Here is a 17,874-nt window from a genome sequence, read left to right on the forward strand (position 1 = left end):
GATGGCGGATCAGGTCCGGAATGACGGAGGTTTCGGATGCCGCGGAGATAGGAAGAGGCGTTGAAAGGATTTGCGCCAGTCTGATGGCCCGGGATCGCGCCCGGGCCATGTCATGCGTAGGCCATGACTATTCGTTTGCCGTGACCTTCACGCCCAGCACCTGCGGGATCGTGTTCGGAGCGCCCATGGCCGCGCCCATGATCATCGGGAAGGGGACCGGGCTTGCCGGGGCCGCGCTGATGGTGATCGACTTCGGGTCGTCCAGATAGGTGTTGACGGCCTGGGCGATCTGGTTCTGCAGCTCCGGCATGTTGAGCTGCGCGATCATCAGCGGCACCATGCCCTTCAGCGACTGCGCCATTTGCTCGCCGGAGACGCCCTGTTCGGCGCCGACCACGTCGAGCACCTTCTTCGTCAGCGAGGCGTCTGCGAAGCTGATGGCGGCGCTATTGAAGGTAAGCTGCTGCAGCAAGCCCATCATCGACAAGCCGAGCGCGGCGTTGGCCTCGTCCTTGTTCGGATTGGCCTGGCTCGCTTCCATCGCCTGGCGCATCGCGTTGAGGAACTCCATAGTGTAGCCGGAGATGGCGAAGGACAGATCGAGCCGGCCGACGTCGTTGAAGTCGAGCGCATACTCGTCGAGAGCGAGCTTGCCGCTGGCGAGTTCCCAACTGCCCTTGATGGTCATCTTGCCGTCGATCGACTGCATGCCGAGCTTTTCGATCGTTTCCTTGGACTTCGCATCCTCCACCTGGGTCAGGTCGGCCTTGATGTCTGAGAGCGTGGCATCGAAGGTGAGCCCGGCATCGCCGTCCATGCGCGCGACATTGGCCTGCATGCCCGACATGGAAAAGACTTCCGTGCCCTTGCTGGTGACGACGATCGGACCGGAGCTTGCCGTTTCGTACATGAGGATGGAATCGAGCGTGCCCGTTTCGACCTTTGCCGGTATGGTCAGGCCGCCAATCTGGAGGTTTGACGCGGAGATGGTCACGCCGTCCTCGGTCTTGTTGAAGTCTGCAAAGCGAACCGTCTCGACGGTGTAGCCGCCATCGCTGTCTTCCTCTACGCCTTCGAGCGTTACCTCGCCGATGTCGGCCGCCTCGCCACCGGTCGGTGTCACCTTCGTGCCCTCCAGCGTCACCGTGTCGCCATCGACAACGATGTTGCCGTAGGAAATGGTGACACTGCTTGCGGCATTCGCGGCGTTCAGTTTGTTGACCAAATCGGCGCCGTCAACGGCGAAGGCGGGAGTTGCAAACGCCGAAAGCGCGACGCCGGCGAGCATCCTGCGAAGGGTGCGGTTCTGGAGCATGTTGTCCTCTTGAATGGATGTGTAACGGCGAATACCGTCTCCGGCAGTTAAACGTGTCGGGCGCGGACTATATTCTGATCGGGTTAAGCGTCTATGCCGACGGAGTGTAAGATGCGAAAGTTCCGCAATTGTGACCTACCGGCGTCATAAGCTATCCACAACGCAATCGCCCGGTTTCCTTGCCGCGAATCGGCAGTTTCGGTAGTCAAGCCCCATGGGACAAGAGATTTTGCCGCCCTCTGGCGGAGACGATCATATCCAACCGGTTGACCTCAAGGCGGCGCTCGAGGAGCGCTATCTTGCCTATGCGTTGTCGACCATCATGCATCGGGCGTTGCCGGACGTGCGCGACGGGTTGAAACCCGTGCACCGCCGCATCGTCCACGCCATGCGCGTGCTCAGGCTCGATCCGGGCCAGGCTTACAAGAAGTGCGCCCGCATCGTCGGCGACGTGATGGGTAAATTCCACCCGCACGGCGACGCCTCGATCTACGACGCGCTGGTGCGCCTGTCGCAGGACTTTGCCATCCGCTATCCGCTGGTGGACGGGCAGGGCAACTTCGGCAACATCGACGGCGATAACGCCGCCGCGATGCGCTACACCGAAGCGCGGATGACCGAAGTCGCGACCCTCATCCTGGAAGGGCTGGACGAGGACGCGGTCGATTTCCGGCCGACCTACAACGAGGAAGACGAGGAACCGGTCGTCCTGCCGGGTTCGTTCCCGAACCTGCTCGCCAACGGCGCGTCGGGGATCGCGGTCGGCATGGCCACGTCCATTCCCCCGCACAACGCCCATGAACTGTGCGACGCCGCCCTCCACCTCATCAAGCACCCGGACGCGACGGTCGAGGATCTGATGTTCGATCCGGCCAACCCGCAGAAGGGCGGTATCGAGGGGCCGGACCTTCCGACCGGCGGTGTCATCGTCGAGAGCCGCGAAAGCATGATCGAGTCCTACCGCACCGGCCGCGGCGGATTTCGCGTGCGGGCGAAGTGGGAAACGGAGGATCTTGGCCGCGGCGGTTACCAGATCGTCGTCACCGAGATCCCCTATCAGGTGCAGAAGTCCCGCCTGATCGAGAAGATCGCCGAGTTGCTGCTGGCCCGCAAGCTGCCGCTGCTGGAGGACGTCCGCGATGAATCGGCCGAGGATGTGCGCATCGTGCTGGTGCCGAAGAGCCGCAGCGTCGATCCGACCATCCTGATGGAATCGCTGTTCAAGCTGTCCGAGCTCGAAAGCCGGATTCCGCTGAACATGAACGTGCTGTCGATGGGGCGCGTGCCCCGCGTGATGGCCCTGAACGAGGTGCTGTCGGAATGGCTGGCGCATCGCCGCGAGGTTCTGGTGCGCCGCTCGCGCCATCGGCTCGCGGCGATCGACCGGCGGCTGGAGATCCTCGGCGGCTATCTCGTCGCCTACCTCAACATCGACGAGGTCATCCGCATCATCCGCGAGGAGGACGAGCCGAAGCCCGCCTTGATGACGCGCTTCTCGCTGACCGACCTGCAGGCGGAATCCATCCTCAACATGCGCCTGCGCTCGCTGCGCAAGCTCGAGGAATTCGAGATCCGCACCGAGTTCGACGCGCTGACGAAGGAAAAGTCGGAGATCGAGGCGCTGCTCGACTCCGAGCCGAAGCAGTGGCAGACGGTCGCCTGGCAGATCGGCGAGGTGAAGAAGAAATTCGCCAAGGCAACCGACATCGGCCGGCGTCGCACCCAGTTTGCCAACGCGCCCGAGGCGGATGTCGAGGCGATCCAGCAGGCGATGATCGAGAAGGAGCCGGTGACGGTCGTCATCTCGGAAAAGGGCTGGATCCGCGCGCTCAAGGGCCACCTCGCCGACGTCTCCGGCCTCCAGTTCAAGGAGGGCGACGCGCTCAAGGTGGCGTTCCCGGCACAGACGACCGACAAGATCCTCATCGTCACGACCGGCGGCAAGGTCTACACGCTCGGCGCCGACAAGCTGCCGGGCGGGCGCGGCCATGGCGAGCCGCTGCGCATCATGGTCGACATGGAGAACGACCAGGACGTGCTGACGGCGTTCGTCCATGATCCGGCCGGTAAGGTCGTGATCGCCTCGCGGGCCGGAAACGGCTTCGTGGTGGCGGAGACCGACATGGTCGCCAACACCCGCAAGGGCAAGCAGGTGATGAACGTCGCGATGCCGGACGAGGCGAAGCTGGTCGTGCCGGTGCGCGGCGACCATGTGGCGGTCGTCGGTGAAAACCGCAAGCTTCTGGTCTTCCCGCTCGCGCAACTGCCGGAAATGTCGCGCGGCAAGGGCGTGCGGCTGCAGCGCTACAAGGACGGCGGCGTTTCCGATGTTCGCTGCTTTGCGATGGCGGAAGGGTTGTCGTGGGACGACAGTGCCGGGCGCAACTTCGTCCGCACCAGGGATGAACTGGCCGAGTGGATGGGCGATCGCGCCAGTGCCGGCCGAACCGTGCCGAAGGGTTTTCCGCGGAGTGGCAAGTTCAGCGGGTGAGGGGCTCCGGCCTTTCAGCCGGGGTGAGGGACAGTAAAGTCGCGCAGAAAGCGCGCCGCGCCCTCTTCGTCGATCTCACCGGCGGCGACGCCGAGGACCAACTCGATGACCTGAGCCTGTTCAGCCTCGATCAGGAAACCGTTCAGAACCAGGAAAGTGAACGCCGCGAGGAACCCCGTGCGCTTGTTCCCATCCGAGAATGGATGGTTGCGGACGATGCCGTACAAATATGCGGCCGCCAGCACAATGACATCTTCTTCCCCGTAAGCCGCCTTGTGCTGAGGCCGGGCAAGGGCAGCTTCGAGCGCATTCTCATCCTTCAGCCCCGGGAGGCTGCCATGCTCCAGCAATTGCTCGTGGTGCATGATTTCGACGGCTTCGCGCGTAAGCCATTTGATCGAGCTCACTTTGCGAGTTCCCGCAAGGCAACCCTGTATTTTTCCATGCCGAGGCGTGCCGCCTTAAGCTGTTCCGCCAGATCCGCGTTCTGCGGTTTCAACTGGATCTGGCCGTTGCCTTCATTCAGATCCAGCTGATCCCCGGCCTTCAGGCCAAGTCGGTCCAGGACTTCCTTCGGAATGATGATGCCTTCGGAGTTGCCGATCTTGCGAATAGTGACGTTCATGGCGGGATCCTCATGTTGTAACCGAGTTATAACATGAGGTCGCAATGTTGTGAATGGCGACTACCCTGCCGCCGCCTCCGCGGCGGCTGCTCCCCTTACGGAGGCAGCCTTCGCCTTGCTGCGCATCTGCCAGAGCGAATGGAACAGCAGGGCGGCGATCAGGATCGAGCCGCCGACCAGCGTCTGGTTCGAGGGGCGCTCCGTAAAGATGATCCACACCCAGATCGGTGCCAGCACCGTTTCCAGCAGGTAGAACATGCCGACCTCGGGGGCGGAAAGGAAACGCGGGCCGGTGGCAAGGCACCAGAAGGCGAGCGGCGCCATCACCAGCCCGTCGAAGAGGATGTAGCCGGGTTGCTCGAGTTGCAGGACGCCGTCCGGAAGCAGGAGGAGCGCGGCAAGGCCGGGAATGACCGCCGTCACCAGCGGCACGAAACCCATGTCGGCGCCGCTCTTGCGGCTGATGGTGATGGCGGTGGCCAGCAGGAAGGCCGAGCAGGTCGCCATGGCGTCGCCGAAGAAATTGCCGCTCTCGAGCCCGTCATGGACGATGAGCGCCACGCCGCCGAGCATCGCGGCCATCGTCACCAGCGTGGCTTTCGTCGGACGCTCGCCGAGAAAGATCCAGGAGAGCAGGGCGGCGAACATCGAGGTGAAGGCGAGGATGAAAACCACGTTGGCGGTCGTCGTGTTGAAGACCGACAGCATGAAGGTCAGCGAATTGATGCCGTAGAGCAGACCGACGACGAGCCCGGTCCGCCCGGGGATGAGGGCCATCGGCCGCTTCAACAGGAAGCGGATCAGCGACCAGGCCGCGATCGCCACCAGGAACGTCGACAGGCTGCGCACGGCGAGCACCGACCAGACGTCGCCTTGCGAGGACCGGATCAGAGGAATGTCGAAGGAGAGGGCAAGGCCACCGATCGCGGTGATGAGGAGCCCCTTGCGATGCAAGGAGGGGTCTTGGGCTTGTAACACGCGAAAATCCGATTCTCAGGCTGAACTTTTGCCATCATAGCGTTCCCATCCATGGGACAGCAGGTGCTCCTGCGGCAAAAACTTTACCTTGTAATCCATTTTTTGCGACCCCTTGACCCAGTAGCCGAGGTAGACATGGGGCAGCCCCAGCGCCTTGGCCCGCCGGATGTGGTCCAAAATCATGTAGGTCCCGAGCGAGCGGGGTGCGCGGTCGGGGTCGTAGAAGGAATAGACCATCGACAGCCCGTCGCCCATCCTGTCGGTCAGCGCGACGGCGATGAGTTCGCCGCGCAGGCGCTCGTCGATACCCGATCCTTCCTGGCGCAACCGATACTCGATGATCTTGGTGTGAACATGCGTATCCTCGACCATCATCGCATAGTCGAGCACCGACATGTCCGACATGCCGCCCTTCTGGTGGCGGTTGTCGAGATAGTGGCGAAACAAGGAATACTGCTCGCTCGACGGCTCGGCCGGATACTCGTAGGCGACAAGATCGGCATTGGCCGCAAGCACGCGCCGCATCGAGCGCGACGGGCGGAACTCGTTGACGAGAATGCGCACAGAAACACAGGCACGGCAGGTTTCGCATGCCGGCCGGTAGGCGATGTTCTGCGACCGGCGGAACCCGCCCTGGGTGAGCAAATCATTGAGTTCGGGCGCGCGCTCGCCGACGAGGTGGGTGAAGACCTTCCGCTCCATCTCGTGCGGCAGGTAAGGACATGGCGCCGGAGCCGTGAGATAGAACTGCGGTGCAGGGGCTGTTTGGGTGTTCATTTTTCGGCGCGCGACTCCAACCGGGCCTCACAGACAATATTAGCATGGCGCAACTGAGGAAAAGGTCAACTCCGGCAACCGGGAGGTTTGCGACCTGACGAAGGTGGAGGTGGATATCCGGGAGCTAGCCCGAGTGCGAACGTACGGCTGTTCAAAGCCTTGATGGCCGAACGACGACGGTGCCGAGCAACAGGTCGTGCAGCAGGCGGCTGCGATCGGTGAAGAGGCCGATCAGCAGAATGAAGGGCGTCAGGATTGCGTTGCCGATCCAGAAGAGCACGAGATAGACCACGGAGGTGAGGAAATCCATCGGCCGCCCGTCGACCCGCATGACGGCGAGATCCATGACATTCATGCCGACGCTCGCCTGGTTCGGCCCGCCGATCGTCAGCCCGAAATAGAGCATCGCGACGATGACGAACAGGGCCGGATACAGCATCCAGCCCAATCCGAGCGTGATGACGCCGAGGAAGAACACGACGACGGCCGCCGGCACCCAGAGCAAGGCGACGATCGCGTAGTCGATCAGGAAGGCGAAAACCCGCCGCGACAGCACCCCGCGGTAGGCGCGCCAGTCCGTGCTCGGCAGACGAACCTCGTCGAAGTTGCTCATGGAAATCCTCCTGTGTTCCTAAAGCACAGATATGGGAAATGCCGGCACGAATGCAATGTATGGCACTGCATCGCCCGGTGGGTGGCACACAGGAGTTTTCCGCGATGCGTCAGCCTTTTTTCGACAGGGCCCGGGCGACCTCGACGGCGAAATAGGTGACGATGCCGTCGCAGCCGGCGCGCTTGAAGGCGAGCAGCGTCTCCATCATCACGCGGTCGCCGTCGATCCAGCCGTTCATCGCGGCCGCCTTGATCTGGGAATACTCGCCGGACACCTGGTAGGCGAAGACCGGCAGGTCGAAGGCCTCCTTCATCCGCCAACAGATATCGAGGTAGGGCAGGCCGGGTTTGACCATCAGCATGTCAGCGCCTTCCTCGACATCGAGGGCGGCGTCGCGGATCGCCTCGGTGCCGTTGGCCGGGTCGATGTAGTAGGTCTTCTTGTCGCCCTTCAGCAGCCCGCCGGTGCCGATCGCCTCGCGATAGGGACCGTAGAAGGCGGAGGCGAACTTCGTCGCATACGACATGATGCCGACGTGCTGGTGGCCGGCATGGTCGAGCGCCTGGCGGATTACGCCGATACGCCCGTCCATCATCTCGGACGGGGCGATGATGTCCGAACCGGCATCGGCCTGGATCACCGCGGCTTTCGCGGCCTGCTCGACGGTTTCGTCGTTGACGATCTCGCCCTCGCGCAGGATTCCGTCGTGGCCATGGCTGGTGAACGGGTCGAGCGCCACGTCGGTGATGACGCCGATCGCGGGCACGTGTCTCTTCAAGGCACGCGTTGCTTCATTGATGAGGTTGTCGGCGGCCAGGCAGTTGGAACCCGTTTCATCCCGCAAACTTAATTCGATGTTCGGGAAGGTGGCCAGCGCGGGTATCCCGAGGTCGGCTGCTTCCTTCGCCGCCTCCACCAGGCGGTCGATGCTCATGCGGTTCACGCCCGGCATGGCGGCGACCGGTTCAACGACGTTGGTGCCCGGCACGATGAAGACGGGCCAGATGAGATCGTCGACCGTCAGCCGGTTCTCCTGGACGAGCCTGCGCGTCCAATCCGCCTTTCGGTTGCGGCGCATCCGCCGGTGGCCGGTGATCTGGTCGACGATGTTGCTCATGAATCTGCCCTTGCCATTGTTCCAGCGCTCATAGCACGCCTCGCGCGGCTTACCAAAATCGAAGACGCCGTGCGAATGCGGCACAAGGCCGCTTCCCGGAAAAACATTGCTGCTATGCCCGGCAGCGGGCTGCTATTGTCGGCCGATGGTTTCTGATTCTCCCAACATGCCCAGGCCGACCCTCACGGACACGCTGTTCATGCTGTTTCTGCGGCTGATGGCGGTGGTGTGCTTGTGGTTTGCGCTGCGGTATTGGGCCATGCTCACCGGTTTCTCGTTTGGCGGCGGCGGCCGCTTCGATCTCCTGCCGCCTGCCTGGAAGGCGGCCGCCACCGCGCTTGCCGTGATGTTTCCCGTGGCGGGCGTCGGGCTGTGGCTGCTTGCACCCTGGGGGGCGGTCGTCTGGGTGCTCGCCGCTGCCACCGAAATTGCCATGCACGAATTCTATCCGTCGATTTTCGGCATCAACCGGTTGCTCGTCCTGACCCATATCGCCGTGGCCATCGTGTACCTCCTGTTCCAGGTTGCGCTCGTCTTCCAGCGCCGCAAGCAAGCGCGACAGGTAAGGACTGATTTACCCTGAGACTCGGTCGGTGAAGGGTAAGGTGCTGTTAAGCCTGCGGTTTAAGTAGAATTTTAGACGCATTCGATAGGGTCTCACTCAAGGCGGGAAAAAGACACCGCCACCAAAACAGTGAGGCAAAAATGAACACGAAGCTGAAGCCGCAAGTCGCCACCGCCGATCCGCAGGAAGACGCGATCCGCAATCTCTACCTGGAATCCCTGCACCTCGTCGAGCGCCTGCACCGCCGCCTGCTCGACGTCATCAAGGACGAGTTCGACCGTGCCGGCCGTTCCGACGTCAACGCCGTCCAGGCGCTGCTCCTGTTCAACATCGGCAATTCCGAGCTGACCGCCGGAGAGCTGCGCTCGCGTGGCTACTACCTCGGCTCGAACGTGTCCTACAACGTCAAGAAGCTGGTCGACCTCGGTTTCATCAACCACCAGCGCTCGCGCGTCGACCGTCGCTCGGTCCGCATCAGCCTGACCGAGGCCGGCCAGGAGGTCGCCGAAACCGTTGCCAAGCTCTACGACCGCCACATCGGCTCGATCCAGAAGGTCGGCGGCATCGGCGAGAACGAGTTCAACGAGATGAACCGCCTGCTGCAGCGCCTCGACCGCTTCTGGAACGACTCGATCCTCTATCGTCTCTGATCCAGCAGGACCGACGCGTGCCGGCGCGGCACGCGCGAGCGACCACCTCCAGCGCCGATCAAAACCGGATGCGTTCCCTGCGCGTCCGGTTTTCTGCGGTTGGCTTCCCGAGCTATCGGCCGGACCGTCGCGCAGCGCCTGGACGGCGCCGTGGAACACGAATCGGCCATATTGCTGTGACAGCAAACCGGCCGTGGCATGCGCCAGCCGCATGACCGGTTTTCGTTTGTTAACCCTGTTCGTGATAGACATAGTCGGATATGGGCCTTGATGGCCACAGGGCCCGGACGGGCCTTGGCCGCATTGCGGCTGACAGAAAATGGTAGGATAGATGTCTCGCAAGACCGGAACTGATGCTTTTTCGCGCCGCGCCTTCCTGCGTTCCGCCGCAACCATCGGCGCTGCCGCCGTTGCAGGCTCCGCTACGGCGCAGACCGCGATCGACGACATCCTGAATGCACCGCGCCGCGGCAACTGGGACGACCAGTTCGACGCCAAGGCCTCGCGCACGGCAACCGCGGTCGTGTCGAACAGTCCGATCTTCGGACCCGATTCCACCGGCCACATCCAGCAGGCGATCTTCGACTACCAGAATATCGTCTCGGGCGGCGGCTGGCCGACGGTCAACGCCTCGCAACGGCTGGAGCTCGGCGTCAGCGATCCGGCCGTCCAGGCGCTGCGCCAACGCCTGATCATCTCCGGCGACCTGCCGCGCTCGGCCGGTATTTCCAACGCCTACGATTCCTATGTCGACGGCGCGGTGAAGCGGTTCCAGGCGCGCCACGGCCTGCCGGCCGACGGCGTTCTCGGCGAATACACGCTCAAGGCGATGAACGTGCCGGCGGACGTCCGTCTCGGCCAGTTGCAGACCAACCTCGTCCGCATCCAGGCCATGTCCGGCGACCTCGGCTATCGCTTTGTGATGGTCAATATCCCTGCTGCCTACATCGAGGCGGTCGAGAACAACCGCGTGGCGCTGCGCCACACCGCGATCGTCGGCAAATTCGACCGTCAGTCGCCGATCCTCAACTCCAAGATCTACGAGGTCATCCTCAACCCATACTGGACCGCGCCGCGTTCAATCGTCCAGAAGGACATCGTACCGCTGATGCGCAAGGATCCGACCTATCTGACGCGCAACAACATCCGCCTGATCGATGGCAACGGCAACGAGGTCGCTCCGGAGACGATCGACTGGTTCGCCGACAAGGCGCCGAACCTGATGTTCCGCCAGGATCCGGGCAAGATCAACGCGATGGCGTCGACGAAGATCAACTTCCACAACGAGCATGCCGTCTACATGCACGACACGCCGCAGCAGGGCCTCTTCAACAAGCTGATGCGCTTCGAGTCGTCGGGATGCGTGCGCGTGCAGAACGTGCGCGACCTCTGTACCTGGCTGCTGAAGGAGACGCCCGGCTGGTCGCGCGCCCAGATGGAGGCAACGATCAAGACGGGCGTCAACACGCCGATCAAGCTCGCCCAGGAGGTTCCGGTCTACTTCGTCTATATCACCGCGTGGTCGGCCAAGGATCGCGTCGTCCAGTTCCGCGACGACATTTACAAGCGTGACGGCGTGGCCGAGCTGGCGTTGCAGACGAGCTTCGGACAGGAAGGTTCGGTCGAGCAGGACGCGCTGCCGCAGTAACCACTGCTGTGTCTTTCCGGCGGGCCGTGCAACCCCAGTGGTGCGCGGCCCGTTTCGTTTCCGAGACTCCGGCGACAGTGCGTCGCTTTTATTTCACAAGCCTGTCCCAAATGGCGCATTCGGCACAGCGGATATTGCCCTTGCCATGCGAGGACGATAAACACCGTGCCACTTGACCTTAAGGAGCCCCCGAGGATGAGCCAGTCTTCCGTCACCGACGTTTTCTTCACGCGTTCCCTTGCCGAGACCGACCCGGATATCTACGGCGCGATCCAGAAGGAACTTGGTCGCCAGCGCCATGAGATCGAACTGATCGCGTCCGAAAACATCGTCTCGCGCGCCGTGCTCGAGGCCCAGGGCTCGATCATGACCAACAAGTACGCGGAAGGTTATCCGGGCAAGCGCTATTATGGCGGCTGCCAGTTCGTCGACATCGCCGAAGAACTCGCCATCGAGCGCGCGAAGAAGCTGTTCGGCGTCAACTTCGCCAACGTCCAGCCGAACTCTGGTTCGCAGATGAACCAGGCCGTGTTCCTGGCGCTGCTGCAGCCGGGCGATACCTTCATGGGGCTGGACCTCAATTCGGGCGGGCACCTGACGCACGGCTCGCCGGTCAACATGTCCGGCAAGTGGTTCAACGTCGTCTCCTACGGCGTGCGCGAAGACAATCACCTGCTCGACATGGACGATGTCGCGGAAAAGGCCCGCAAGCACAAGCCGAAGCTGATCATCGCCGGCGGCACCGCCTATTCCCGCATCTGGGACTGGAATCGCTTCCGCGAGATCGCCGACGAAGTCGGTGCCTACCTGATGGTCGACATGGCTCATATTGCTGGCCTCGTCGCTGGCGGCCAGCATCCCTCGCCGTTCCCGCATTGCCATGTGGCCACCACCACGACGCACAAGTCGCTGCGCGGTCCGCGCGGCGGCGTCATCCTGACCAACGACGAAGACATCGCCAAGAAGATCAACTCGGCCGTCTTCCCGGGGCTCCAGGGCGGGCCGCTGATGCACATCATCGCCGCCAAGGCCGTTGCCTTCGGCGAGGCGCTGCAGCCGGAATTCAAGGACTACGCGGCCCAGATCGTCAAGAACGCCAAGGCGCTTGCCGAGACGCTGATCGAAGGCGGCCTCGACATCGTCTCGGGCGGCACCGACAACCACTTGATGCTCGTCGACCTGCGCAAGAAGAACGCGACCGGCAAGCGCGCCGAGGCCGCGCTCGGCCGCGCCTACGTCACGTGCAACAAGAACGGCATCCCGTTCGACCCGGAAAAGCCGTTCGTCACCTCGGGCGTGCGCCTCGGCACACCGGCCGGCACGACCCGCGGCTTCAAGGAAGCCGAGTTCAGGGAAATCGGCAGCCTGATCGTCGAGGTGCTCGACGGATTGAAGGTCGCCAACTCCGACGAGGGCAATGCGGCCGTCGAAGCTGCGGTCCGGGAAAAGGTGGTCAAGCTGACCGACCGCTTCCCCATGTATCCCTACATGTAAGGAGAAAGCATGCGCTGCCCCTACTGCGCTTCCGAGGATAGCCAGGTGAAGGATTCCCGTCCTGCAGAGGACGGGACGGCCATCCGCCGTCGCCGCATCTGCCCGGACTGCGGCGGTCGCTTCACCACCTTCGAAAGGGTGCAGCTTCGCGAACTGATGGTGCTGAAGAAGACGGGCCGCAAGGCCCCCTTCGACCGCGACAAGTTGATGAAGTCCTTCGAGATTGCGCTGCGCAAACGGCCGGTCGACCGGGACCGGATCGAGCGCGCGGTCTCCGGCATCGTCCGACGCCTGGAGAGTTCCGGCGAAACGGAAATCTCGTCGGAGGAAATCGGCCTGCAGGTGCTTGAGGCGCTCAAGGCGCTCGATGACGTGGCCTTTGTCCGCTACGCATCGGTTTACCGCGACTTCTCGCATGTCGACGACTTCGAGAAGATCCTGTCCGAGGTCGCTGCCAAGATCGCCCGCGATCCGGGCGGCGAGGGCTGATCCATGGCGAGCGCGGCGGAAGATAAACGCTTCATGGCCGCCGCAATCCGGCTGAGCTTGCGCAACCTGGGGCGGACCGGGACCAATCCCTCCGTCGGCTGCCTTCTCGTCAAGGATGAAATCGTGCTGGCGGCCGGTGTCACGGATGTGGGCGGCCGGCCGCACGCCGAGCGCATCGCGCTGGCGGAGGCCGGCGAGGGCGCGCGCGGCGCCACGGCCTATGTAACGCTCGAACCCTGCTCGCATCACGGCAAGACGCCGCCTTGCGCAGACGCGCTGATCGCCGCCGGCGTTGCTCGCGTTGTCATTTCGGTCCTCGATCCCGATGAGCGCGTGGCGGGCAGGGGGATCGCCGCCCTCGAGGCTGCCGGGATCGAGGTGGAGACCGGGGTCCTCGAAGCCGACGGCCGCCGGGCTCTGGCCGCATACTTGATGCGGCAGGTGAACAAACGTGCATATGTGACTCTGAAGCTTGCCGTTTCTGCCGATGGACTGCTCGGTCGCCTCGGCGCCGGGCAGGTTGCCGTGACAGGCCCGGTCGCACGCGGCCAGGTGCACGTGCTGCGCGCCCAGAGCGATGCGATCCTCATCGGCATCGGCACCGCCAAGGCGGACGATCCGGAACTCACCTGCCGACTGCCCGGACTTGCGGACAGATCGCCGATCCGCATCGTGCTCGATCACGATTTGCGGCTGCCGCTCTACGGCAAGCTTGCCCTGACGGCGCGCGACGTTCCGGTGATCGACGTGGCACCGGAGCCGCCAGGTTTCGACGACGCGGATGATAGGTCGCTGTTGCGGCGTCGCGCGGCGCTGGACTCCACCGGCGTCGAGGTGCTCCAGTGCAATCCGAGCCAACTGGACAGCCTTCTTGCGGGCCTGGCCTCGCGCGGCATTTCCTCGCTTTTGGTGGAGGGGGGCGCCACTGTGGCGCGCAGCTTCCTGGATGCCGGCCTCGTTGACCGCATTCACCTTTACACGGGGCCGGCGTCGATTGGCGAAAGCGGGGTCGCATCCCCATGTGTGTCCGGCGCCATGCCGCCGGGCTTCTCGCTGCGGCGGACGATGCGCTTTGGCCCAGACCTTTTTGAAGAATACGAAAGAGACGAAGAATGTTCACCGGCATTGTAACGGACATCGGCACGATCGAGCGGGTGGAGCCTATGAACCAAGGCGTGCGGCTGCGGGTGCGGACGGCCTACGATCCGGCGACCATCGACATGGGCGCCTCCATCGCTCATTCCGGGACGTGCCTGACAGTGACCGCGCTTGCCGAACCGGGCTCCAGCGAGCGCTGGTTCGAGGTCGAGGCCTGGGAGGAGGCTTTGCGGCTGACGACGATCGGCGGTTGGCAAGCCGGTAGGCGGATCAATCTCGAGCGCTCGCTCAAGATCGGCGACGAACTTGGCGGCCACCTTGTTTCCGGTCATGTCGACGGCGTGGCGCAGATACTGTCCATCGAGCCGGAGGGCGACGCGACACGCTTCGTGTTGCGTGCGCCGGCCGGGCTGGAGCGTTTCGTTGCGGCGAAGGGCTCGGTCGCGCTCGACGGCACCTCGCTGACGGTCAATGCCGTCAAGGGCGACGTGTTCGACGTGCTGCTGATCCGGCACACGCTCGAAGTGACCACCTGGGGTGACCGAAAGGTGGGCGACTTGGTCAACTTCGAGGTCGACACCATGGCCCGGTATGCCGCACGGCTGTCGGAGTTCCCGGCCCCCAAGGTCGACTGAAGCACGTCGCAAGCGGTACGCGTGCCGCGCCCTTAGTCCGTCGGGATACGATGTTCCGACCCATTCGGTGAAGCGGGCTCGGCCCGGCTCACGTCAATGCGCTTTCCTGCGAAACCTGCCGCTCTACCGATGCTTTACCTCTGATTGCGTAGGTCGCCTACGCCACGGCAGCGGTCGAAGGTGCATATTCCCACACCGGCGCACTTGATGCAGGATCGCTGGGAGTATGTTCCGAAAGCGACACAGCGGATCGTCCAACGACGGCAGGAGAGAGCGATGACATCAGGCAACGAAAAGCCTTCCCAGCTGAATCGGGCCAGACGCCATTTCCTTGGCGCAGTCGGGGCGGCCGGCGCAAAAATCGCAGCGGTAGGCCTGTTGGCCTCGGCGTTGCTGCCCGCATCCAAAGCGCGGGCCTGGGGTGTCAATTGGGGAAAGCGGCCCCACGGCGGATCCCGTTGTTTTCTGCGCGGCACCGCGATCCTGACCACGAAGGGCGAGATTCGCGTCGAGGAGCTTTGCGTGGGCGATCTGGTCGAGACCGTCGGCGGCAAGGCGATGGCAATCCGATGGGTCGGTCGCCAGGTCTACACGCGCGCCGGGTTTGCCTGGACGGACGACGTCATGCCGATCCGCATTGCGCGCCACGCGCTCGGCGAAGGGGCCCCCCATACGGATCTCTACGTCTCGCCCTATCACGCGCTGTATGTGGATGGCCTGCTCATCCGGGCGAAGGATCTCGTCAATGGCGCATCGATCGCACCCGCCGTGCCGCCGGGATGTGAAACGATCGAATATTTCCACATCCTGCTCGACAGCCATGAAGTGGTCCTGGCCGAGGGTGCGGCCGCCGAGACCTTCCTGCCCGCGGCAGGCAATCATGAGGGGTTTGCGAATTTCGCCGAGTTCGAGCGTGCCGTTCCGGCGGCAGCGCGTGCGATGGCTTCCTTTGCGCCGACCGCCCACAATCGCGGGCGCGATCACGTCAAGGCGCTGCTGTTGCTCGTGACGCGGCCATTTGCACCACCGCACGACCCGATCATGGAAGCGCAGACGCGGCTGTCTGCCCGTGCCAGGGAGCTTGCCGGCTGACATCCGCTCGAGCGAATGTGCGCCATCTGACCGCCGCCGATCGCCTCGGCGGCGTCTTTTATCGCAGCAGCACGACGACATCCCCTTTGCAGAATGTGCGTGCCGTCTCGCGAAAACCGAGCTTTCCTGCAAGGCGCAGCGATGCGGCATTGTCGGGGTGGATGATGCAGGACAGCGTTTTACCGGGAAAGCGGTCATCGCTCCAGCCAATCAGGGCCTTGAGCGCCTCGGTCGCGTAGCCGCGCCCCTGGGCTTCGGGGTGCAGGACCCAGCCGGCCTCCAACGTGCCTTCAATCGAGGGTTCCATATCCCGGCGCATTTCCTGGAAGCCGGCTTCCCCGATGAAGCGGCCGGTCTGCTTTTCCTCGATGACAAGAAAGCCGAAGCCGAGAAGGTGCCACATGCCGGTCCAGCGCATCATGCGCACCCAGGTCTCCTGTCGCGTCGCCGGAGCGCCGGTTATGAACCGCATCACTTCCTCGTCCCTGCTCAATGCGACGCAATCGTCGAAATCCGCCAGGCGATGGCCGCGAAGGATCAGGCGCTCGGTTTCGAGGGTGGGAATTGGCATGCTCGGATCCTTCAAATGCCGCGTTGGTTTCCGTCCCGGACGTCGTGCTGACGCTCAGGCGCCCGGTTCGCCGTCCCAGTAGTCCACAGCGTCGTCCGCCCGTCCGACAAATCGGAATTGCGCGGGGCCGCCGGCCTCCGGGCGCGTCTTGGCCAGGAACTTGCCGGAGTCCGGGTATTGGCAGATCTCCGTCGCGGCCATCGTCGAGATCGACAGATATTTGAGCGGCACCGCGCCGGTGTTGATCAGGTGGTGCGCCGTTTCCGGGCCGCCGGCGGGCGCGCCGAGCACGTCGCCGGGGCCGACCGGAAACCGCTCCTTGCCGAACCGATAGGTGCCGGTTCCTTCGAGGATGATGAAGAGCTCCTCTTCGACGTGGTGATTGTGGAACGGGCAGCCGGACTTGCCCGGCGGCACCTCGCCATAGCCGATGCCGAGGTTCTTCAAGCCCAACAGTGTGCCGAAGGAGGCGTCGCGCGATTCGAAGAAGTCTCCCCGCGTCCAGTGGTCGAGTTGCAGCGATCTCGGATTGACGACTGGCTTTAGGTCTTCGGCCATGGCCCGCTTCCTTCGCGTGGTTGTGACTTCATGCCTGCGTCAAGTATGCAGGGAACGACGCAGATATCCAGTGCTGCGACCGCGGCGGAAAGCGGGCGACGCACCGGAATTGAGCGAAAATGTCCGAATCCCCTTGCCTTCGTCGCCCCGTCGTGGTTTGACCGCGGCCTCTGCCGCGACGATCCGCGTGCCTCCTCTCACAACGTTCGGGTGACCCATGGCAAATGCTGAAACCCCTCATCTTCTCATCGTCGAGGCGCGCTTCTATGACGACATGTCCGACGCGCTGCTCGATGGCGCCAAGACCGCGCTCGATGAAGCGGGCGCGACCTACGATGTCGTGACGGTGCCCGGTGCCCTGGAAATCCCGGCGGCGATCTCGATGGCGCTCGACGGCATGGACTATGGCGGAACCGAGTATGATGGTTTCGTTGCGCTCGGCATGGTCATCCGCGGCGAAACGTACCATTTTGACATCGTTGCCAACGAATCCTGCCGCGCTATCATGGATCTGACCGTCAGCGAGAGCATGCCGATCGGCAATGGCATCCTGACGGTGGAAAACGAGGCGCAGGCCTGGGCGCGCGCCCGCCGCTCGGAAGGCGACAAGGGCGGTTTTGCCGCACGTGCGGCGCTCACCATGATCAAGCTGAAGAAGAGGCTGGGCGGCGAATCGTGACCAAGGGAAGATCGGACCAGCCGGTAAAGCAGGCAAACCAGCGCGGTGCGGCCCGTCTCGCCGCCGTACAGGCACTGTACCAGATGGACGTCGGTGGCGCCGGCGTGCTGGAGATCGTCGCCGAGTACGAGGCGCATCGGCTTGGCCAGGAACTCGACGGCGACACCTATCTCAAGGCCGACGCATCCTGGTTCCGCTCGGTCGTCTCCGGCGTCGTGCGCGATCAGCGCAAGCTCGACCCCCTGATCGGCGCCGCGCTTCAGGACGACTGGGCGTTGTCGCGCCTGGACACCACCGTCCGCGCCATTCTGCGCGCCGGAACTTTCGAGATGCTGGAGCGCAAGGACGTTCCGGTCGCTGTCATCGTCACGGAATATGTCGAGATCGCCAAGGCCTTCTTCGAGGACGAGGAGCCGAAGCTCGTCAATGCCGTCCTGGACCGCATCGCCCGTCAGGTGCGCGGCGAAGCAAGGTGACCG

At 63.6% G+C, this 17,874-nt stretch carries 20 protein-coding genes; 11 read left to right on the forward strand and 9 right to left on the reverse strand.

Going from position 1 to position 17,874, the window contains the following annotated elements:
* Positions 1 to 127: 127 nt before the first annotated feature.
* Positions 128 to 1,315, reverse strand: a complete 1,188-nt coding sequence (locus tag JNC62_RS06145; RefSeq protein ID WP_374836973.1) for an aq_1923 C-terminal domain — start codon at positions 1,313 to 1,315, stop codon at positions 128 to 130.
* 214 nt (positions 1,316 to 1,529) lie between these two features.
* On the opposite strand from JNC62_RS06145, the gene parC reads away from it, so the two are divergent.
* Complete coding sequence (parC, locus tag JNC62_RS06150) at positions 1,530 to 3,806, forward strand: DNA topoisomerase IV subunit A (protein WP_374836975.1); 2,277 nt, start codon at positions 1,530 to 1,532, stop codon at positions 3,804 to 3,806.
* A 14-nt stretch (positions 3,807 to 3,820) separates the two neighbouring features.
* Here parC and JNC62_RS06155 read toward each other — a convergent pair whose 3' ends face one another.
* From JNC62_RS06155 to hemB, 6 genes are all read right to left on the reverse strand, one after another.
* The gene (locus JNC62_RS06155) at positions 3,821 to 4,213 is read right to left on the reverse strand and encodes a type II toxin-antitoxin system death-on-curing family toxin (protein WP_374836977.1); all 393 of its coding nucleotides are present in this window, start codon (positions 4,211 to 4,213) and stop codon (positions 3,821 to 3,823) included.
* On the reverse strand, positions 4,210 to 4,431 hold the full coding sequence (locus tag JNC62_RS06160; RefSeq protein WP_374836980.1) for an AbrB/MazE/SpoVT family DNA-binding domain-containing protein: 222 nt from the start codon (positions 4,429 to 4,431) through the stop codon (positions 4,210 to 4,212). Before JNC62_RS06160 ends, JNC62_RS06155 begins: the two co-directional genes overlap by 4 nt.
* Positions 4,432 to 4,491: 60 nt before the next feature.
* Entirely contained in the window at positions 4,492 to 5,409 is a 918-nt protein-coding gene (locus JNC62_RS06165) for a DMT family transporter (RefSeq protein ID WP_374836982.1), read from the reverse strand.
* Between the two features lie 15 nt (positions 5,410 to 5,424).
* Positions 5,425 to 6,186 (reverse strand): arginyltransferase, encoded by a 762-nt coding sequence (locus JNC62_RS06170; RefSeq protein WP_374836983.1) that lies wholly within the window; start codon positions 6,184 to 6,186, stop codon positions 5,425 to 5,427.
* A gap of 151 nt (positions 6,187 to 6,337) precedes the next feature.
* The gene (locus JNC62_RS06175) at positions 6,338 to 6,799 is read right to left on the reverse strand and encodes an RDD family protein (protein WP_374836986.1); all 462 of its coding nucleotides are present in this window, start codon (positions 6,797 to 6,799) and stop codon (positions 6,338 to 6,340) included.
* A gap of 109 nt (positions 6,800 to 6,908) precedes the next feature.
* Complete coding sequence (gene hemB, locus JNC62_RS06180) at positions 6,909 to 7,916, reverse strand: porphobilinogen synthase (protein WP_374836988.1); 1,008 nt, start codon at positions 7,914 to 7,916, stop codon at positions 6,909 to 6,911.
* A gap of 145 nt (positions 7,917 to 8,061) precedes the next feature.
* Here hemB and JNC62_RS06185 point away from each other — a divergent pair, with 145 nt between their 5' ends.
* The 8 genes from JNC62_RS06185 to JNC62_RS06220 all read left to right on the forward strand — a co-directional run bounded on the left by JNC62_RS06185 (position 8,062) and on the right by JNC62_RS06220 (position 15,587).
* On the forward strand, positions 8,062 to 8,499 hold the full coding sequence (locus JNC62_RS06185; RefSeq protein ID WP_374836991.1) for a DUF6163 family protein: 438 nt from the start codon (positions 8,062 to 8,064) through the stop codon (positions 8,497 to 8,499).
* Between the two features lie 122 nt (positions 8,500 to 8,621).
* A complete protein-coding gene (ldtR, locus tag JNC62_RS06190) occupies positions 8,622 to 9,131 on the forward strand; it encodes a transcriptional regulator LdtR (RefSeq protein WP_374836993.1) in 510 nt (169 codons plus the stop codon).
* A gap of 331 nt (positions 9,132 to 9,462) precedes the next feature.
* Entirely contained in the window at positions 9,463 to 10,779 is a 1,317-nt protein-coding gene (locus tag JNC62_RS06195; protein ID WP_374836995.1) for a L,D-transpeptidase family protein, read from the forward strand.
* Between the two features lie 195 nt (positions 10,780 to 10,974).
* On the forward strand, positions 10,975 to 12,273 hold the full coding sequence (gene glyA, locus JNC62_RS06200) for a serine hydroxymethyltransferase (RefSeq protein ID WP_374836997.1): 1,299 nt from the start codon (positions 10,975 to 10,977) through the stop codon (positions 12,271 to 12,273).
* Between the two features lie 9 nt (positions 12,274 to 12,282).
* Positions 12,283 to 12,762: a transcriptional regulator NrdR gene (nrdR, locus tag JNC62_RS06205; protein ID WP_310418603.1), complete on the forward strand. Its 480-nt coding sequence runs from the start codon at positions 12,283 to 12,285 to the stop codon at positions 12,760 to 12,762.
* A gap of 3 nt (positions 12,763 to 12,765) precedes the next feature.
* Positions 12,766 to 13,893 carry a bifunctional diaminohydroxyphosphoribosylaminopyrimidine deaminase/5-amino-6-(5-phosphoribosylamino)uracil reductase RibD gene (gene ribD / locus JNC62_RS06210; RefSeq protein ID WP_374837000.1) on the forward strand — a complete coding sequence of 376 codons (1,128 nt, stop codon included), beginning with the start codon at positions 12,766 to 12,768 and terminating at the stop codon, positions 13,891 to 13,893.
* Positions 13,875 to 14,495 carry a riboflavin synthase gene (locus JNC62_RS06215; protein WP_374837002.1) on the forward strand — a complete coding sequence of 207 codons (621 nt, stop codon included), beginning with the start codon at positions 13,875 to 13,877 and terminating at the stop codon, positions 14,493 to 14,495. The genes ribD and JNC62_RS06215 overlap by 19 nt, the downstream gene beginning before the upstream one ends.
* 276 nt (positions 14,496 to 14,771) lie before the next feature.
* Positions 14,772 to 15,587 carry a Hint domain-containing protein gene (locus JNC62_RS06220; RefSeq protein ID WP_374837004.1) on the forward strand — a complete coding sequence of 272 codons (816 nt, stop codon included), beginning with the start codon at positions 14,772 to 14,774 and terminating at the stop codon, positions 15,585 to 15,587.
* A gap of 58 nt (positions 15,588 to 15,645) precedes the next feature.
* Here the strand turns inward: JNC62_RS06220 and JNC62_RS06225 are convergent, their stop codons facing one another.
* Complete coding sequence (locus tag JNC62_RS06225) at positions 15,646 to 16,158, reverse strand: GNAT family N-acetyltransferase (RefSeq protein WP_374837006.1); 513 nt, start codon at positions 16,156 to 16,158, stop codon at positions 15,646 to 15,648.
* Between the two features lie 54 nt (positions 16,159 to 16,212).
* The gene (locus JNC62_RS06230) at positions 16,213 to 16,716 is read right to left on the reverse strand and encodes a cupin domain-containing protein (protein WP_374837008.1); all 504 of its coding nucleotides are present in this window, start codon (positions 16,714 to 16,716) and stop codon (positions 16,213 to 16,215) included.
* A gap of 217 nt (positions 16,717 to 16,933) precedes the next feature.
* Here JNC62_RS06230 and ribH point away from each other — a divergent pair, with 217 nt between their 5' ends.
* Together ribH and nusB are read left to right on the forward strand one after the other, a co-directional pair.
* Positions 16,934 to 17,395 carry a 6,7-dimethyl-8-ribityllumazine synthase gene (ribH, locus tag JNC62_RS06235; protein WP_374837010.1) on the forward strand — a complete coding sequence of 154 codons (462 nt, stop codon included), beginning with the start codon at positions 16,934 to 16,936 and terminating at the stop codon, positions 17,393 to 17,395.
* The gene (gene nusB, locus JNC62_RS06240) at positions 17,392 to 17,871 is read left to right on the forward strand and encodes a transcription antitermination factor NusB (RefSeq protein ID WP_374837012.1); all 480 of its coding nucleotides are present in this window, start codon (positions 17,392 to 17,394) and stop codon (positions 17,869 to 17,871) included. The genes ribH and nusB overlap by 4 nt, the downstream gene beginning before the upstream one ends.
* The last annotated feature ends 3 nt before the right edge of the window (positions 17,872 to 17,874 follow it).

It is taken from the genome of Mycoplana ramosa, assembly GCF_041930185.1.
Classification (GTDB): domain Bacteria; phylum Pseudomonadota; class Alphaproteobacteria; order Rhizobiales; family Rhizobiaceae; genus Mycoplana; species Mycoplana ramosa.

Bases quoted from the DNA above. Each gene is read 5' to 3' on its own strand.
- nrdR (WP_310418603.1), top strand. From the start codon at position 12,283: ATGCGCTGCCCCTACTGCGCTTCCGAGGATAGCCAGGTGAAGGATTCC.
- ribD (WP_374837000.1), top strand. From the start codon at position 12,766: ATGGCGAGCGCGGCGGAAGATAAACGCTTCATGGCCGCCGCAATCCGG.
- JNC62_RS06175 (WP_374836986.1), bottom strand. From the start codon at position 6,799: ATGAGCAACTTCGACGAGGTTCGTCTGCCGAGCACGGACTGGCGCGCC.
- parC (WP_374836975.1), top strand. From the start codon at position 1,530: ATGGGACAAGAGATTTTGCCGCCCTCTGGCGGAGACGATCATATCCAA.
- JNC62_RS06220 (WP_374837004.1), top strand. From the start codon at position 14,772: ATGACATCAGGCAACGAAAAGCCTTCCCAGCTGAATCGGGCCAGACGC.
- hemB (WP_374836988.1), bottom strand. From the start codon at position 7,916: ATGAGCAACATCGTCGACCAGATCACCGGCCACCGGCGGATGCGCCGC.
- JNC62_RS06170 (WP_374836983.1), bottom strand. From the start codon at position 6,186: ATGAACACCCAAACAGCCCCTGCACCGCAGTTCTATCTCACGGCTCCG.
- JNC62_RS06160 (WP_374836980.1), bottom strand. From the start codon at position 4,431: ATGAACGTCACTATTCGCAAGATCGGCAACTCCGAAGGCATCATCATT.
- JNC62_RS06230 (WP_374837008.1), bottom strand. From the start codon at position 16,716: ATGGCCGAAGACCTAAAGCCAGTCGTCAATCCGAGATCGCTGCAACTC.
- JNC62_RS06145 (WP_374836973.1), bottom strand. From the start codon at position 1,315: ATGCTCCAGAACCGCACCCTTCGCAGGATGCTCGCCGGCGTCGCGCTT.
- ldtR (WP_374836993.1), top strand. From the start codon at position 8,622: ATGAACACGAAGCTGAAGCCGCAAGTCGCCACCGCCGATCCGCAGGAA.
- JNC62_RS06215 (WP_374837002.1), top strand. From the start codon at position 13,875: ATGTTCACCGGCATTGTAACGGACATCGGCACGATCGAGCGGGTGGAG.
- glyA (WP_374836997.1), top strand. From the start codon at position 10,975: ATGAGCCAGTCTTCCGTCACCGACGTTTTCTTCACGCGTTCCCTTGCC.
- JNC62_RS06185 (WP_374836991.1), top strand. From the start codon at position 8,062: ATGGTTTCTGATTCTCCCAACATGCCCAGGCCGACCCTCACGGACACG.
- JNC62_RS06225 (WP_374837006.1), bottom strand. From the start codon at position 16,158: ATGCCAATTCCCACCCTCGAAACCGAGCGCCTGATCCTTCGCGGCCAT.
- JNC62_RS06195 (WP_374836995.1), top strand. From the start codon at position 9,463: ATGTCTCGCAAGACCGGAACTGATGCTTTTTCGCGCCGCGCCTTCCTG.
- ribH (WP_374837010.1), top strand. From the start codon at position 16,934: ATGGCAAATGCTGAAACCCCTCATCTTCTCATCGTCGAGGCGCGCTTC.